At 60.1% G+C, this 15,332-nt stretch carries 14 protein-coding genes; 3 read left to right on the plus strand and 11 right to left on the minus strand.

The window, feature by feature from the left end; translation table 11 throughout:
* Position 1: 1 nt before the first annotated feature.
* Together ACP39K_RS08660 and dusC are read left to right on the plus strand one after the other, a co-directional pair.
* Positions 2 to 961 carry a D-2-hydroxyacid dehydrogenase family protein gene (locus ACP39K_RS08660; protein ID WP_033641036.1) on the plus strand — a complete coding sequence of 320 codons (960 nt, stop codon included), beginning with the start codon at positions 2 to 4 and terminating at the stop codon, positions 959 to 961.
* An 84-nt stretch (positions 962 to 1,045) separates the two neighbouring features.
* Complete coding sequence (dusC, locus tag ACP39K_RS08665; protein WP_028127658.1) at positions 1,046 to 1,978, plus strand: tRNA dihydrouridine(16) synthase DusC; 933 nt, start codon at positions 1,046 to 1,048, stop codon at positions 1,976 to 1,978.
* Positions 1,979 to 2,019: 41 nt separating this feature from the next.
* Here the strand turns inward: dusC and ACP39K_RS08670 are convergent, their stop codons facing one another.
* The 8 genes from ACP39K_RS08670 to ACP39K_RS08705 form a co-directional block, all read right to left on the minus strand.
* The gene (locus ACP39K_RS08670; RefSeq protein WP_110611052.1) at positions 2,020 to 2,286 is read right to left on the minus strand and encodes a hypothetical protein; all 267 of its coding nucleotides are present in this window, start codon (positions 2,284 to 2,286) and stop codon (positions 2,020 to 2,022) included.
* Positions 2,287 to 2,532: 246 nt separating this feature from the next.
* On the minus strand, positions 2,533 to 3,579 hold the full coding sequence (fbpC, locus tag ACP39K_RS08675) for a ferric ABC transporter ATP-binding protein (protein WP_033641035.1): 1,047 nt from the start codon (positions 3,577 to 3,579) through the stop codon (positions 2,533 to 2,535).
* A gap of 11 nt (positions 3,580 to 3,590) precedes the next feature.
* Positions 3,591 to 5,669 carry an ABC transporter permease gene (locus ACP39K_RS08680; protein WP_089184346.1) on the minus strand — a complete coding sequence of 693 codons (2,079 nt, stop codon included), beginning with the start codon at positions 5,667 to 5,669 and terminating at the stop codon, positions 3,591 to 3,593.
* 67 nt (positions 5,670 to 5,736) lie between these two features.
* Positions 5,737 to 6,768 carry an ABC transporter substrate-binding protein gene (locus ACP39K_RS08685; protein WP_004939729.1) on the minus strand — a complete coding sequence of 344 codons (1,032 nt, stop codon included), beginning with the start codon at positions 6,766 to 6,768 and terminating at the stop codon, positions 5,737 to 5,739.
* Positions 6,765 to 8,093 carry an MFS transporter family glucose-6-phosphate receptor UhpC gene (gene uhpC, locus ACP39K_RS08690; protein ID WP_227944646.1) on the minus strand — a complete coding sequence of 443 codons (1,329 nt, stop codon included), beginning with the start codon at positions 8,091 to 8,093 and terminating at the stop codon, positions 6,765 to 6,767. Before uhpC ends, ACP39K_RS08685 begins: the two co-directional genes overlap by 4 nt.
* Before the next feature lie 60 nt (positions 8,094 to 8,153).
* The gene (locus ACP39K_RS08695) at positions 8,154 to 9,695 is read right to left on the minus strand and encodes an MASE1 domain-containing sensor histidine kinase (RefSeq protein WP_048797128.1); all 1,542 of its coding nucleotides are present in this window, start codon (positions 9,693 to 9,695) and stop codon (positions 8,154 to 8,156) included.
* Positions 9,695 to 10,324, minus strand: a complete 630-nt coding sequence (locus ACP39K_RS08700) for a response regulator transcription factor (RefSeq protein ID WP_028128264.1) — start codon at positions 10,322 to 10,324, stop codon at positions 9,695 to 9,697. Before ACP39K_RS08700 ends, ACP39K_RS08695 begins: the two co-directional genes overlap by 1 nt.
* Positions 10,325 to 10,446: 122 nt before the next feature.
* The gene (locus ACP39K_RS08705; RefSeq protein WP_048794765.1) at positions 10,447 to 11,211 is read right to left on the minus strand and encodes an arylamine N-acetyltransferase family protein; all 765 of its coding nucleotides are present in this window, start codon (positions 11,209 to 11,211) and stop codon (positions 10,447 to 10,449) included.
* Between the two features lie 158 nt (positions 11,212 to 11,369).
* On the opposite strand from ACP39K_RS08705, the gene ACP39K_RS08710 reads away from it, so the two are divergent.
* Positions 11,370 to 11,990 (plus strand): HD domain-containing protein, encoded by a 621-nt coding sequence (locus tag ACP39K_RS08710; RefSeq protein WP_016928662.1) that lies wholly within the window; start codon positions 11,370 to 11,372, stop codon positions 11,988 to 11,990.
* On the opposite strand, the gene ACP39K_RS08715 is transcribed toward ACP39K_RS08710, so the two are convergent.
* From ACP39K_RS08715 to pyk, 3 genes are read right to left on the minus strand one after another with little or no spacing between them, the layout of a single operon-like run.
* Positions 11,950 to 12,882: an AEC family transporter gene (locus ACP39K_RS08715; protein ID WP_033641030.1), complete on the minus strand. Its 933-nt coding sequence runs from the start codon at positions 12,880 to 12,882 to the stop codon at positions 11,950 to 11,952. The two genes, ACP39K_RS08710 and ACP39K_RS08715, sit on opposite strands and share 41 nt — an antisense overlap.
* A 7-nt stretch (positions 12,883 to 12,889) precedes the next feature.
* Positions 12,890 to 13,624, minus strand: coding sequence for a TSUP family transporter (locus ACP39K_RS08720; RefSeq protein ID WP_033641029.1), 735 nt, complete (start codon positions 13,622 to 13,624; stop codon positions 12,890 to 12,892).
* A complete protein-coding gene (pyk, locus tag ACP39K_RS08725) occupies positions 13,624 to 15,057 on the minus strand; it encodes a pyruvate kinase (RefSeq protein WP_016928659.1) in 1,434 nt (477 codons plus the stop codon). The genes ACP39K_RS08720 and pyk overlap by 1 nt, the downstream gene beginning before the upstream one ends.
* Positions 15,058 to 15,332: the final 275 nt, after the last annotated feature.

Raw genomic sequence — 15,332 nt, forward strand, 5'->3', positions numbered from 1 at the left:
GATGAAATTGAAGTGCGCAATTCTCGATGATTACCAGCAGGTGGCGCTCAAGATGGCGGACTGGTCGGCGCTGGCCGATCGGGTGGAGGTGTCCGCCATCAGCGCGCACTTTACCGATGAAGCGGAACTGGCGGTGCATCTGCAGGAGTGCGACATTTTGGTCATCATGCGCGAGCGCACGCCGATGACCGCCTCGCTGCTGGCGCGGCTGCCGAAGCTGAAGCTGCTGATCACCTCCGGCATGCGCAACGCCGCTATCGATTTGGCCGCCGCCGCCGAGCGTGGCGTAGTCGTGTGCGGCACCCGCAGCGGGTCGGCGGCGCCGATGGAGTTGACCTGGGCGCTGCTGCTCGGGCTGGCGAAGCATATCGTACCGGAAAGCGTCGGGCTGCAAAACAACGGTCCGTGGCAACGGGATCTCGGCGTCACCCTGCAGGGCAAGACGCTGGGGCTGCTGGGATTGGGCAAGATCGGCGGCCAAATGGCCAAGGTGGCGCAGGCGTTCGGCATGCGGGTGCTGGCCTGGAGCCAAAACCTGACGGCGGAACGGGCGGCGCAGGAGGGCGCTGAGCTGGCGTCATCCAAACGGGCGCTGTTTGAGCAGAGCGATTTTGTCTCCATTCACCTGGTGCTGAGCGACCGCAGCCGCGGGTTGGTGGGGCGTGATGAATTGGCGGCGATGAAGCCCACCGCTTACCTGATCAACACCTCGCGCGCGGGGATCGTCGATCGGGCGGCGTTGGTGGACATCCTGCAACAGCGGAAGATCGCCGGCGCCGGGCTGGACGTGTTCGAGACGGAGCCGCTGCCGGCCGACGATGTGTTTCGCCAACTGCCCAACGTGCTGGCGACGCCGCATGTGGGTTATGTGGCGGACGACAACTACCGCGCTTACTTCACCGAGGCGGTCGAGGACATTGCGGCGTTCCTCGCCGGCCAACCGATCCGCCGGCTGGGCTGACGGCATTTTTAATGCCCGCTGAGGCTTGTCTGGCGCGGGCATTCACCCGTATCATTGCGGGTCTTTTTTTAGCTGGGATTGGTCATGCGCGTATTATTGGCTCCGATGGAGGGCGTTCTCGACTCTTTGGTGCGTGAGTTGCTCACCGAAGTGAACGACTACGATCTGTGCATCACCGAATTTTTGCGCGTGGTCGATCAGCTGCTGCCGGCCAAGTCGTTCTACCGGCTGTGCCCGGAGCTGCGTCACGCCAGCCGCACGCCATCGGGCACGCTGGTGCGGGTACAGCTGCTGGGGCAGTACCCGCAATGGCTGGCGGAAAACGCCGCGCGTGCGGTGGAACTGGGCTCTTACGGCGTCGATCTCAACTGCGGCTGCCCGTCCAAGCTGGTGAACGGCAGCGGCGGCGGGGCGACGCTGCTCAAAGATCCGGAACTGATCTACCAGGGCGCCAAAGCGATGCGCGCGGCGGTGCCGGCCCATCTGCCGGTCACGGTGAAGGTGCGTCTGGGCTGGGATTCCTCCAGCCGCAGCTTTGAAATCGCCGATGCGGTGCAGCAGGCCGGCGCCAGCGAGCTGACGGTGCATGGCCGCACCAAAGAGGACGGCTACAAGGCGGATCGCATCAATTGGGCGGCGATCGGCGAGATCCGTCAGCGGCTGAGCATCCCGGTGATCGCCAACGGCGAGATCTGGGATCACCAGAGCGCGCAGGATTGCCTGCAGGCGACCGGCTGCGACGCCGTCATGCTGGGGCGCGGCGCGCTCAACGTGCCGAACCTGAGCCGGGTGGTGAAGTATAACGAGCCGCGCATGCCCTGGCCGCAGGTGGTTGAGCTGCTGCAAAAATATGTCCATCTGGAAAAGCAGGGCGACACCGGTCTGTATCACGTGGCACGCATCAAACAGTGGCTGGGTTATTTGCGTAAAGAATATGACGAAGCCACCGAACTGTTCAGCGAAATACGCGCGCTGACGACGTCTGGGGATATTGCGCGCGTCATCTGCCGCAGCTAAAAATAAACCCGCGCGCGGCGGGTTTATTTAAAATGGTATTATCAGGCGGCTTTGTCGAGACGGTTCAATTCTATCTCGATATCCTGAATGGTTTTTTCCAGTCCTTCCAGACAGGCGCTCTGTTTATTCAACAGGTCGTTAATGGCTTCGGCGAATGCCTTATTTTTACATTCCCCCTGATCGAAGGCCAGCCAGTGTGCGGAGAGCGTCTCGGTATTCGCCTGCGCATAGTGGCGCATTTCCTTCAGCTGGGAAGCGACGTTGCGTAAATTATCCAGCTGCGCCTGTGCGTTTGCATTGTTGCTCATGAATTTCTCCTTGAGTTGGCCGTTAAATAATTTCGATTGCGGAATCAAGCTTACCCCATTTAAATAAAAATATCACCCTGAGGGGTCTGGGTGGTTATTTTCTGGCGGGTGTGGTTATATTTATTTCTCGGCTGAACAAGGACTTGGGTGGAATTGTAAAAATAGATAAATACGGTGTTTTTGGCGATTATTTTCGGCCATCCCGTTCGGGATGGCCGTTATTCTAACGCTTAAGAGTGATGCTTATTATGCCGCATCCGCCAGCATAAACATGCCGTAGGGATGAATTTCCAGATAATACTGCTCGCCGACGTTCGGCTGCAGGCGGGTGGCGTTAACCTGCAGCAAAATCTGCTGTCCGTGCCATGCCACCGTCACCTCATACTGCGGCCCCATGTAGGCGACATGTTCGATCACGCAGCGCTGGCTTTCATCGCCATGCTCGCTCAGCGTGATCGCCTCCGGGCGCACGCCCACCGTGCCGGCGCCCTGGGCGGCAAAGTGCGCGGGGCGCGGCAGGCGATAGCCGCTGATATCGACATGTTCCGCGCTGAAACTGGCCGGGAACAGGTTGGCGTCCCCCATAAAGCTCGCCATAAAGCGCGAAGCGGGCTGCCGATAGAGATCCTGCGGCGAACCCATCTGCATGATATGCCCTTTGTTCATCACCAGCACGGTGTCTGAGACCGCAAAGGCCTCGCTCTGATCGTGGGTGACGTACAGCGACGTGATATCAAACTGCTTTTGCAGCTCGCGGATCTTTTCGCGCATGCTGCGGCGCAGGTTGGCGTCGAGATTGCTCAACGGCTCGTCGAACAGCAGCACTTTAGGCTTGAGGATCAGCGCGCGCGCCAGCGCCACGCGCTGCTGTTGGCCGCCGGAGATCTGATCGACATAGCGATCGTCGAACCCCGCCAGATCCACCATCGCCAGCGCTTCCTGCACGCGCGCTTTCACTTCGGCGCGCGGAATGCCGAGCATCTTCAGGCCATAGCCGACGTTCTCCCCCAGCGACATGTGCGGGAACAGGGCATAAGACTGGAATACCATGCAGATATCACGCTGCTGGATGGAACGATGGGTGACGTCTTCACCATCAATGAATATCTGCCCGTCGCTCGGTTTCTCCAGCCCGGCGACCAAGCGCAAAATGGTGGTCTTGCCGCAGCCGGAAGGGCCGAGCAGTGTCACCATTTGCCCCCGTGGGATGGTGAGCGTGATGTTATCGATTACCGTGTTGCTGCCGAACCGTTTGGAGACATTACGCAGTTCAACGAAATTTTTCTGGCTCATCATGGGCTCCATTACGCCTGGTTTTTGGCTTTTGAACGGGAGATGCGTGCCTCACCGATCAGCCAGTCAAAGAGGAAAATAATCGCCAGCATCACCACGATCAGAATTGAACCGTAGGCGATCGCCACGCCGTATTCGCCGTCTTCCACGCGGTTGAGGATGTAGGCGGTGGCCACGCGGGTATCGGGGGTGACCAGGAAGACGATGGCGCTGACGGTGGTGATGGCGCGCACGAAGCTGTAGATCAGCGCCGACAGGATCGCCGGGCGCAGCAGCGGCAGCAGAATGTGCGTGATGGTGCGCAGCGAGCCGGCGCGCAGGCTGAGCGAGGCTTCGTCCAGCGATTTGTCTATCTGGCCCAGCCCGGCGATCCCGGCGCGAATGCCCACCGGCACGTTGCGCATCACCATCGAGATAATCACGATGGCGGCCGTCCCGGTGAGGTACACCGGCGCGCTGTTGAAGGCGAGAATGTAAGAGACGCCCGCCACGGTGCCCGGCACCGCAAAGCACAGCATGGTGGTGAACTCGATGGTCTTTTTGCCCTTGAACTGCTGGCGCACCACGATCCAGGCGATCAGCAGACCGAACGCGGCGGTGATCGGCGCGGCGATCCCGGCGTACAGCAGCGTGTCGAGCAGCGAAGGCCACGCGCCGTCGCTCATGCCCTGGCCGAACAGCTTGATGAAGTTATCCAGCGTCAGCGTGTAATCCACCCCCCAGTTGACGGTGAAGCTGCCGTAGAAAATGCTGCCGTAGAGCAAGGCGTTAAAGGCTATCCACACCGCCAGCAACGCGATCACGCTCCACACCAGCGTGACCGGCAGCGGCTGCACATCGCCGCGGTAGGATTTGCCGGACACGGTGACGTAGGAACGCTTGCCGATCCACAGGTACTGGATGCAGAACACCAGCAGCGAGAACAGCAGCAGGAAGGCGCCGAGGGTGCTGGCGGCCTGATAGTCGAGCTGCGAGCCGGTGATGTAGAAATAGATTTGCGTCGCCAGCACGTCGAAGTTGCCGCCGAGCACCAGCGGGTTGCTGAAGTCGGCCAGCGATTGCACCACCACGATCAGAAACGCGTTGGCCAGCGCCGGTTTCAGCAGCGGCACGAACACGCCGTTAAAGGTTTGCCAACGGCTGGCGCGCAGGGTGTAGGAGGCCTCTTCCAGCGAAGGATGAATGGTCTTGATCGCGCCGTCGAGGATCATGAACGCCATCGGCGTGAACGCCAGCACCTGCGCCAGCCAGATGCCGGTAAAACCATACAGCCAGTTGGTGTTGGTCAGGCCGAACCAGGTCACCATCCACTCGGTGACGTAGCCGGAGCGCCCCATCATCAGCGTGACGCCCAGGCCGACGACGAACGGCGGCGTGACGATGGGCAGGATGGAGAAGATGCGGCCGATAATGGCGCTGCGTTTGGCGATGCGGGTGGTGTAAATCGCCAGCACCAGGCCGAAGAAGGTGCAGCCGGCGCCCACCGCGATCGATAGGGCGATGGAGTTGAGGATCACCTGAACGATATGCGCCTGCGACAGCACGTTCATAAAGGCCAGCGGCGCGAACGCGCCCGTCTGGTCGGTAAACATCGGAATGAAAATCGCGATGCTCGGCCAGACGATGAAGACGCCGATCAGCGCCACGATGGTGACCAGCGCGCCGATAACGAAACGGTCGCCGCCCAGCCATTCGAGGCGGGTCAGCGCCAGCGTCATGATGGCGCCCAGCGCGGTCAATTGCACCAGGGTGGCGTAGCCTAAGCCGCGTCCCGCCAACGTGGCGCTGACGACGATAAAGGCCATGCACAGCAGCGCCCAGCCGGCGTCGAACGCGTGCCGCCGCCGCCGTTCACCGCCCGCCGCGGCGTAGGGGCGAAGCAGCAGCAGGCTCGGCAACAGGCACCAAAGCCAGCTGATATTGCGGTGTGACCAGCCGTAGGCCGCGAGGATTTCATCGCCGGTGGACTCCAGCAGGCCGTAATCCAGGCTCCAGCTCGGCAGCAGGGCGAACGCCAGCCAGCCAAGCAAAACCCAAAGGAATATCGCATCTCGTTTTTTCACGAGATGGAGTGCATGTGTATGTGACATAAGTTTCCCGGATGTTCAGGCCGGGTAAGGCGTGAGGCTTACCCGGCAACAGGCGCAGAATGTGGGCTTATTTACCCATCTTGACTTCGCTGACCCATTTGTTGATCAGCGCCTTGCGGACCTCGGTCGAGCCGTACTTGTCCATGTCGTAGTTGATCAGCTTCAGGTCGTCGAGCTTCAGCGAGTTCGGCGAGGTGTCGGCGGTGGTATTGGTCAGGATCTGATAGGACTTGCCTTGCTTCCACGCCAGCTCCTGCGCCTCTTTCGACAACACCCAATCCACGAACAGCTTGGCGTTGTCGAGGTTGCGCGCGCCTTTGAGGATGCTGACGCCGCCGATTTCGTAGCCGGTGCCTTCACACGGCGAGATCAGCTCAAGCGGCGCGCCCTGTTCCTTTTCGAGCGAGTAGTCATGCAGGAAACCGATGCCGATCGCCGTTTCACCGCGGGCGGCGTTGCGCGCCGGGGCAATGCCGGACTTGGTGTACTGCGAAACGTTGGCGTTCAGCTGCTTGAGGTAATCGAACGCCTGATCGTCTCCCCACAGCTGGGCGAAGGTCGCCAGCGCGGTGTAGGCGGTGCCGGAGCTTTGCGGATCGGCGATTTGAATCTCGCCCTTGTATTCCGGCTTGGTCAGGTCTTTCCAGCACTTGGGCACCGGCAGGTTTTTCTCTTTCAGGCGCTGGGTATTGACGCCAAAGCCGAGAATGCCGACGTAGACCGCCGAGGAGTAGTTGCCTTTCAGCTTGGCCGGATCGCGGAATTGCGTCATCACCTGGTCGAGGTTCGGCGATTTGTACGGCTGCAGCAGCCCCATTTCACCGGCCTGGGATTGCGGATCGAGCGTGCCGCCATACCAGACGTCCGCCTGCGGGTTCTTCTTCTCGGCGTCCACTTTTGCCAGCGTGCTGCCGGAACCGTTGCGGATGAACGAGGTTTTCACGTCATATTTCTCGCCGAAGGCTTTGGTTTCCGCTTCGCACATTTCATTGGTGGCGCTGCAGTAAACCACCAGGCGGCCCTTGGCGTGCGCGGCGCCGCTCAACGTCGCCAGCGCGATGCCGGATGCTATCAGGGTAGTGACCCACGTTTTTTTCATTGTTTTATCCTTCTCTCGGTAGAGGTGGTAACGCTCGCCATCAGCAGCGGCATCAGCAATAAACCCATAAGAACGGCGGCGATCGACAGCAAACTGAACATGCCTGACCAGCCATAGCCTTCGATGACCCGCGACAGCGGCCAGCCCGCCAGCGCCGCCCCCAGATAGGCGAACAGGCCGAGAAAGCCGGTGATGGAGCCCGCGGCGCCTTTGTGCCCGCATTCCACGGCGGCGAGGCCAATTAGCATCTGTGGGCCGAAGACAAAGAAGCCCACCGCAAAGAAACAGCCCGCCAGCAGCGCGTAGTGGTGCACCGGCGCCAGCCACAGCGCGGCGACGGACACCATCAGCCCGAGCGTGAACAGCAAAATCATCGGTGCGCGCTGCCCGCCGAACAGCACATCCGAGCCCCAGCCGGCGAACAGCGCGCCGAGCAGGCCGCCTATCTCGAACAGCATCACCGTCGCGTTGGCGCTGAGCAGGTTGACGCCGTGACTTTCCGTCAGCCACAGGTTGCCCCAGTCGTTCAACGCGATGCGGATCAGGTAGACCAGCACGTAAGAGACGCCGAGCAACCAGATCATCGGGTTCTTCAGCATCGTGGTGCGCAGCATCCGCCACAGTCCCATCGGCGGGCTTTGCTGTTCCTGGCGCAGCTCCAGCGGATCGTGGCGCCACTGGCCGACCGACGGCAGGCCTTCTTCCTGCGGCGTGCCTGTCAGCTGCCGCATGAGCCAGATGCCCAGCACCATGCTGACGGCCCCCGGGATCAACATCGCCGCCTGCCAGCCCCAGCGCTGGGCGGCGAAGGCGCTGATCAGCGGCACAATCGCGCCGCCGAGGTTGATCGACATATTCCAGCAGCCCCACCAGAAGCCGCGCTCGTTGCGCGAATACCAGTGGGTCAGCAGCCGCGCGCAGGGCGGCCAGCCCCAGCCCTGAAAGAAGCCGTTCAGCGCCCAGACCGCCAGCAGCAGCGTCAGCGATTCGCCGAAGGCGAACGCCACGTTCAGCACTCCGGTGGCGAACAGGCCGATCCCCATAAACCCGCGCTGCCCATGGCCGTCGTGCCACAACCCGGCGGCGAATTTCGACAGGCCGTAGCTCAGATAAAACAGCGAGCCGAGCAGGCCGATGTCCCCTTTATCCAGCCCCAAATCCGTTTGCAGCGCCGGCAGCACGTAATTCACGCTTTTGCGCGTCAGGTAAAAGGCGGCGTACCCGATGACCATATACAGCAGCAGTCGCGGGCGCAGCGCGCGGTAACGATGATCGATTTCAGATGCCGAGCGTGCTTGCATAGCCGCCTCCCTGGTGCTGACTATAAGAAGGTGAAAGGGAAAGGGGATGAGAGAAAGTCCGGAGTGGCTAAGACTTTTTCCTAGTTAGTCGGCGGTTTGTTGCAAATTTGTGGGCAGGTTAACAATTACTCGGGTGCCGCACTGCGTTTCCAGCGTCAGTTCGCCGCCGAGCGCGCTGACCCGTTCGCGCATCCCCTGAATGCCGAAGCCGGGCACCTTGTCCGCACGGATGCCGATGCCGTTGTCCCGCACCTCGAGGTGCAAAAGCTCACCCTGTTGATGCAAGACGATGGCGACTTCGCTGGCTTCGGCGTGTTTGCACACGTTGTTGAGCAGCTCTTGCAACAGCCGGTAGAGGGTGAAGCGCACCGTCTCGCCGGCGGGCGTGTCGATGAGTCGGTAGTCGAAACGGCAACGGATGCCTCGTTCGCTGAAGGCGAATTCATTCAGCAGGTGGTGAAGCGCGTCTTTGAACGCCAGCTCGTCCAGCGCGGGCGGGCGAAGCTGGCGCAGCAGCTGGCGCGTGGAGTGATGAATGCGCCGGGCGAGATCGGCTATCTGGTTCGCGGCGGCCTGGGTTTGCGCCGGATCGCGCGCCCGCTTGACCAGCTGCGACTGAATTTGAATCGCGGTGATGTTCTGGCCGATTTCATCGTGCAACTCGCGCGCCAGGTTTTTCCGCGTGTCTTCTTCGGTGTGGATCAGTTTTTCGGTCAGCGCCCGCCGCGCCGCCAGCTCTTCTTCCAGCCGTCGGCGATAATGGTGCAGGTTTTGCGCCAGGTGTTGCTGGCGGCTGATGGCGATGCCCAGACCGATGCCGAGCAGCGCCTGCGTCGCCAGAAAGATTTCCAGCTCGACCAGATTGCCGAACCCCACGCCGACCTGCCGGGCGAGGGTGATCATCATGCTGCCGAGTAGGCCGGACAGTACGCCGCCCTGCCAACCGAACTTCCACGCCATCACCACGTTCGGCAGAAACACCACGATCAGCAGCAGGCGTTCGATTTCCGGCGACAGCACCATCTGGGTGCCGATGCCGATAACGAAAAACAGGCTGCACCAGATGATTAAGGAGGCGCGCAGCGGCGGGTTGGTGGTGTCCAGCCCCAGCAGGTGGTAACGGTGCTGCTGGCGCAGAAATTCAAAGATCAGGTAGACGAACGGGGTCAGCAAGACGCCGCCGGTAAACGACGCCAGGCCGAGCAGCATCGCCGGGCTGTGCGCGAAAGGCGCAAGCAGGGCGGTATTGAGCAACGAGGCGGCGGTCACGGCGGCCAGCAGCAGCGTCAGCCGCTGCCAGTAGAGCGGAAAACGGCGCCAGAACCGCTGCGCGAGCGCGGCCGGGAGCAGGGTGATGAACGGCGCGGCCAGCAGGCTGTAGCCGCTCAGCAGGCGTTCGCCGTGCAGCCAGAACAGCAGCAGCACCGGCGGTATCATCAGGGCGGGCCAATAGCGGCGCGCCAGCAGGATCAGCAGCGCGAGATAGACGCCGTGAGGCAGAAACAGCGCCGCCTGATTGCCGTTGTGGGTCAGGTAGAAACCGAGCGTCCACAGCATCAGCCAGCCGCTGCCCCAGGCCAACAGGATAAACAGCGAGATAACCCAGGGCCGGAAGCGGGGTGACATCAATGCCCCGCCAGCAGCTGATGGTCGAGGGCGAAATGCACCAGCTCGATGGTGCTGTTGCACTGCAGCTTGCCCAGGACGTTGGCGCGATGCACGTGCACCGTTTTATGGCTGAGATCGAGCTTGAACGCGATCTCCTTTACGCTGTCGCCTTTGACCAGCAGATCGAAGATCTCGCGCTCGCGCGGGGTCAACGCTTCCAGCGCCGTGGCCGGCTGCTCGCCGCCGCGCAGCGCCCGCAGCGCGTCGGCGCACAGGTAATGGCCGCCCATATCGACGGAGCGCACCGCCTGCACCAGTTCTTCCGGCCCGCAGCGTTTGGTCAGATAGCCGCTGGCGCCGGCATCCAGCGCGCTCTGCACGAAAGTCGGGGAGTCATAGATACTGAGGATGATCGCGCGGAACTGCGGCTTCTGCGCCCGCAGGCGTTTCAACAGGCTCAGGCCGTTTTCATCCGGCATGGCGATGTCCATCACCGCGACGCTGACGTCGTCGCGCAGCAATGCCGGCCAGGCTGCCGCCGCGCTGCTGTATTGCCCCACCACGTCGAGATCGTCTTCGAGGCTGAGCAATTGCGCAAAGCCGGAGCGCACCACCACATGGTCATCCACCAGTATCACACGGATCATTTTCGCACTCTGTTGCCGAATCATGACCCTATGATGCCTGCCGCCGCGGTGCTGGCAATCAGCCAAGCGCGGTTATGCAATCGATGTAACAGAATCGTAATAAAAGGGCGTTGCCGGCGCCGTCAACGATCCAAATCGATGGCGAAATGCTGCCACAGCGCGGCGCGGCGTTCCTCTTCCGAATGCAGCGTCGTTTCGTGGCGCTGGTGATCTTCGGTCACGATCAGCTTCATGTCGCTGAGGGTCACCCGGCCGTGTTCCGTCGGCCGTGAACACACCAGGCGTTGGGTGAAATGCGACTGCGGCGAGGTGCTGTGGAACCGGCACATCTCGTCGAACTCGTGCAACTCGCGCGGCTGAACGGTAAAGCGATACAGCGTTTTGGCATGCGAGCGTTGGTCGCCGTTGCGGCGCTCCAGCAGGTAATACTCGCCTTCCCGCTCCAGGTGGAAGGTGCCGCTGGCCTGCGGTTGCGGCTCGGCGGCGACGATCTTCAGCGGCGTCAGGAAGGAATCGCCGAAACCGACGTCCACCAGCCAGGCCTGCTCCGCCAGATCCACCCGCAGCGCCAGATGGTCGTAGGGCGGGCCGAAATGGCCGTCGCGCGCGCGGATCTCGCCGGAGATGAAGCTCACCTTGAAACCGATCTCCCGCAGCAGCAGGGCGAACAGCGTGTTCAGCTCATAACAGAAACCGCCGCGGTTACGCTCCACCACCTTGCTGAACAGCGCTTCGGGCGCCAACTGAATGCCCTGATGATAAATAATGCTCAGGTTCTCGAACGGTACGCTCAGCATGTGGCGATGGTGCAGCTGTTGCAACGTGGGGAGATCAGGGCGGGCGGCGCCGGCAAAGCCGATATGCTGCAGGTAGCGTTGGGTATCCACAGGGTGTCTCGCATGAGAAAAAGTAGGCATAAAATAGCGGGCTTTGCGGCGTTTGTGAGCGCATTACGTGCTGCGTTGTCGGCATAACTCATAACCAAATCGACTCAGATGTCAGCATGGCTGCCGTTACACTGAATCGATATGGATAAGGAGAAAGTATGGATTTAACCTTGAAAGCGCAGCGATTTGCCAATGACGCTCATCATGCCTGCAATCAGCGACGCAAGTTCACCGGGGAGCCGTATATCGTGCATCCTGCAGCGGTGGTGGATTTGCTGCAGCGGGCTAAGCCGACGCCAGAAATGGTCGCCGCTGCCTGGCTGCATGATACGGTAGAAGATACGGCGGTGACCCTGGCGGATATCCGGCGAGAATTCGGTCCGACGGTCGAGCGTTATGTGGAAATGTTGACCGACGTGCAGCCTCGCAGCTACGGCGGTGAGCGTCTGCACCGTAAAAATGCCAATCTGCGGCACAGCGCGCAGGCCTGTGCGGAAGCGCAGACCATCAAACTGTGCGACTTGATTGACAACAGCAAGAACATTACCGATTACGATGTCTCCTTTGCCCGTCACTATCTGGTGGAAATGGCGCGCTTATTGGCTGTTTTATCGGCGGGCGAGGCCGGCCTGTTGGCCTTGGCCCGCCGACAGTGTGCGGAAGCGGTCGAGCGCATCAACGATCGTCATGGAGACGACGGCTGGTTCGACGCGTTGTGGCGGAAGTATGAGGCCCATCTTAAGCTGGATGAGCTGAAAACTGGGTCAGCAGCAAAATAACAGGAATGGTGACCGCCGCCAGCAACGTTTGGATCGTGATGATACCGGCCGACAAGCGATGATCGCCGCCCAGCAGTCTCGCCATGATGTAGGCGGAAGGTGTACAGGGTAAGGCGTTAAACAGGACGATAGTCGCCAGCACCGGGCCGGAGATGCCCAGGGTGATGCCGATTCCCAGCGTCAACAGCGGTACCAGCAGTAACTTGACGAAGGACGATTGCAGTACGGGGCCCTGCGCCGTACGCGCCGCCTGTATATCCAGCCCTGCGCCGACCGCCAGCAACCCCAATGGTAGAGAGGCGCCGCCGAGAATGGTGAGAATGTTCTCCAGCGCCGCGCCAAGCGACCAGCCGCTGGCGTTGAAGGCCAGACCGGCCAAGACCGAAAGGATCACTGGGTTTTTCCCCAGCGCTTTGGCGATCTGTTTGCCGCCGGGGCGGGTACCCTGACCGTAATGCATCAGTATGACAATCGAGGCCACGTTCAACAGCGGGATGGCGACGGCGATGCTGATGGAGGTCACCGTCAGGCCGGTGTGGCCGAAAGTCGCCGCCGCTGCGGCAACCCCGATGTAGGTATTGGGGCGCAGAGCGCCCTGTATGACCGAAGAAAAAACCGGCCCGGGCTGTTTTAGCCAGATTCGCCAGAGGTACAACGACAAGGCGCCAATCAGGACAGCGCCCAGTACAGACAGGGCAATCGGCCGCACCGGAAACTGGCTGAGGTCGGCTTTGCCGACCTGGATAAACATCAGCGCCGGGAAGAGATAAAAGTAATTCAGCTTTTCGCAGGGCAGCCAGAAAGCCCGATCGATCAGGTTCTTGTGCCGTAGTGTGAATCCCATGGCGATTAAAAATATCACCGGGATCAGAGAAAAGAGAGTCGTCGTCATGGGGAGCCTATAAATAGCCTTTAGTGAGAACGACCACGCCATAGAAGGCAATAAAGCCGGTCACCATTTTTTCATAAACGGGAGCGCTGGCTCTCTTGAACAGCAGATTGCCGACGACCAGATACACCAGTAGAGCCAGCGGTGCCGCGGTGAAACCGTCGAGGCTCAGGGCTTGCCATTTAATGCTGGCCAGCGTGGCCAATTGAATTAAACCGAACATCAGGTAGTAACGGGAGACGGTGGTTCTTATCTCCAGTTTCTCGCGATGGCTGGCGGCAGCGTAGAGTGCCAGCAAGGCGCCACCCATGTTGGTGACGCCATGTATCAGACCCATGACTGCGACATAAGCGCGCTGATGTTTGCCGAGATAACGTTTCAATGTTTCTTGCAGTGACAGACGAAAGCGCATCAAGGCGGAAAACAGCAGGATGGCGCCCACCAGCAGATCGACATTCACTTTCACCGTCGAATGCAAGACCAGGCTCAGCGCCAGAATGACGAAAATGGCGCAAATCAGCATATTGACCTTTTCGCGAGCGGGAAAAGCAATGCGGCGGGCGCCAAGCGTCTGCGTCAGAGAGATCAGCACCGACGACGGCAGCAGCAGCCCAAGTACGGAGGAGAAATCAACGCCCAGCATTAATAGCGTCGGTGTACCGAACACCAAGATGCCCATGCCGAAAACCGATTGGATCACGGCAAATAGCGCAATCACCAGATAGAACAACGTATGATTATCCATCAGGCCACCTCTTCTTTCCGGTGAGGTTCCCGCGCCGCGTCAGATTGCAGGTAGGCATCGGCGCTGAGCGTGCGCAAGATATTCCCGCTGATATGCTGATTGTCTTGCTGGGCGCTGACCAGCAGCAAAACATCGTGCCGATTTATCAATCCATTGTCTGACAGGACATTCAGAGCCAAACGTTCGGTTTCCGGCTGTGTCAGATCGATCCGAGGCAATGTCAGGCCGGTGATGCCTGGCAGCATATTCCAGCTGCGCACCGTCGCCGCATCGTTGCCGAATGCGACGATCGGGATGCCGATGTTGGCCATGGCGGCGATGCGCACGCTGTAACCTGTGCGAGAAAACACCACCACCCGGGAGATCGGCAAGGCGCGGATAAGGGCGCCGACAGCCTGTCGAATATCGTCAACCTGCGCAGGGGGGGATGAGTGGGGCGCATGCGCTAAATGCTGTTCCGCCTGATGGGCTACGCTGGCGATACGGGCAACGGCCTCCAGAGGATAGCGGCCTACGGCGGTTTCACCGGAGAGCATCACCGCCGCGGCGCCATCCAGCACCGCGTTGGTGATGTCGCTGACCTCCGCTTTGGTTGGCAGCGGGTTCTCTATCATGCTGTGCAGCAATTCCGTCGCTACAATGGTGGGTTTGCCCGCATGGGAGGCGGCTAGGAGGATCTGTTTTTGGTAGAGAGAAACGCGGTCGATCGAGGTTTCTACCGCCAGATCGCCGCGATCGATCATGATAACGTCGGCGGCGGCGATGACTTCCTCCAGATGCTCTATGCCGCCGCTGTTTTCCACTTTCGCCACGATGCGGGGCGTATCGCCTCCGATCAGCGTTCTGATCGCGTTGATGTGTGCCGCGCTTTCGACGAAGCTTATGCCGATGTAGTCCACTTGATGTGCTTTGGCGAAGGCGATCATGTCGCGATCTTTCTCCGTTATCAGCGCCTGCCCGAGATCGATGCCAGGCACATTGATGCCTTTGCGGCTTTTCAGTTGGCCGTCCATGTCGGCCTGCAGGTGGATGTCCCGATCGACGATGTTAACGACCTGGAACGAGAGGGTGCCGTCATCGGCGAAAACCTTATCGCCCACCGTCAGCCGTTCATGCAACCGGCCGTACCCCACCGGGACTTTTTCCTCCCCGTTATGCGAGGTATCGGTCGTGAGGATCAGCGTTTGCCCTTTAGTGAATGAGGGTTCGTGTTTCAGTTGCAATGTGCGGATTTTTCTACCGGGAATGTCCAACAGCACCGGCGTATCCGGCAACGTTTTACGCAGCAGGGCGATGGTTTCCGCATGCCAGTCGAGCGTGTTGTGCGAACCGTTCAATCGGGCGACGGACATGCCGGCTTTTTCCAGCGCTGCCAACGTGTTGATGTGGCGAGAGGCGGGGCCGATGGTAGCGATAATGCGAGTCTTTGCCATGATAAATGCTCCGAAAAGTTAAGATGCATTTATCTATGACAGTTTTGTGACAGCGGGGAAAATAGGGGTTTAATCTAACTAATATATAAAAAGTTATAATGAGTTTTGGCGTCAGAGTGGGTGCGCCTTATACATTTAATGATGAAAATAAAATGGTTATACAATTTACTTCCATCGTATAGATAAAATATTGATAAGCATTACTCCTTTTATTTCTCGCCGTGTTGGGCATCACTGCTGCCGCAAACTGTCACTTGCCGGCGCTAGCCTGTTCC

It is taken from the genome of Serratia sp. EC4, assembly GCF_059652115.1.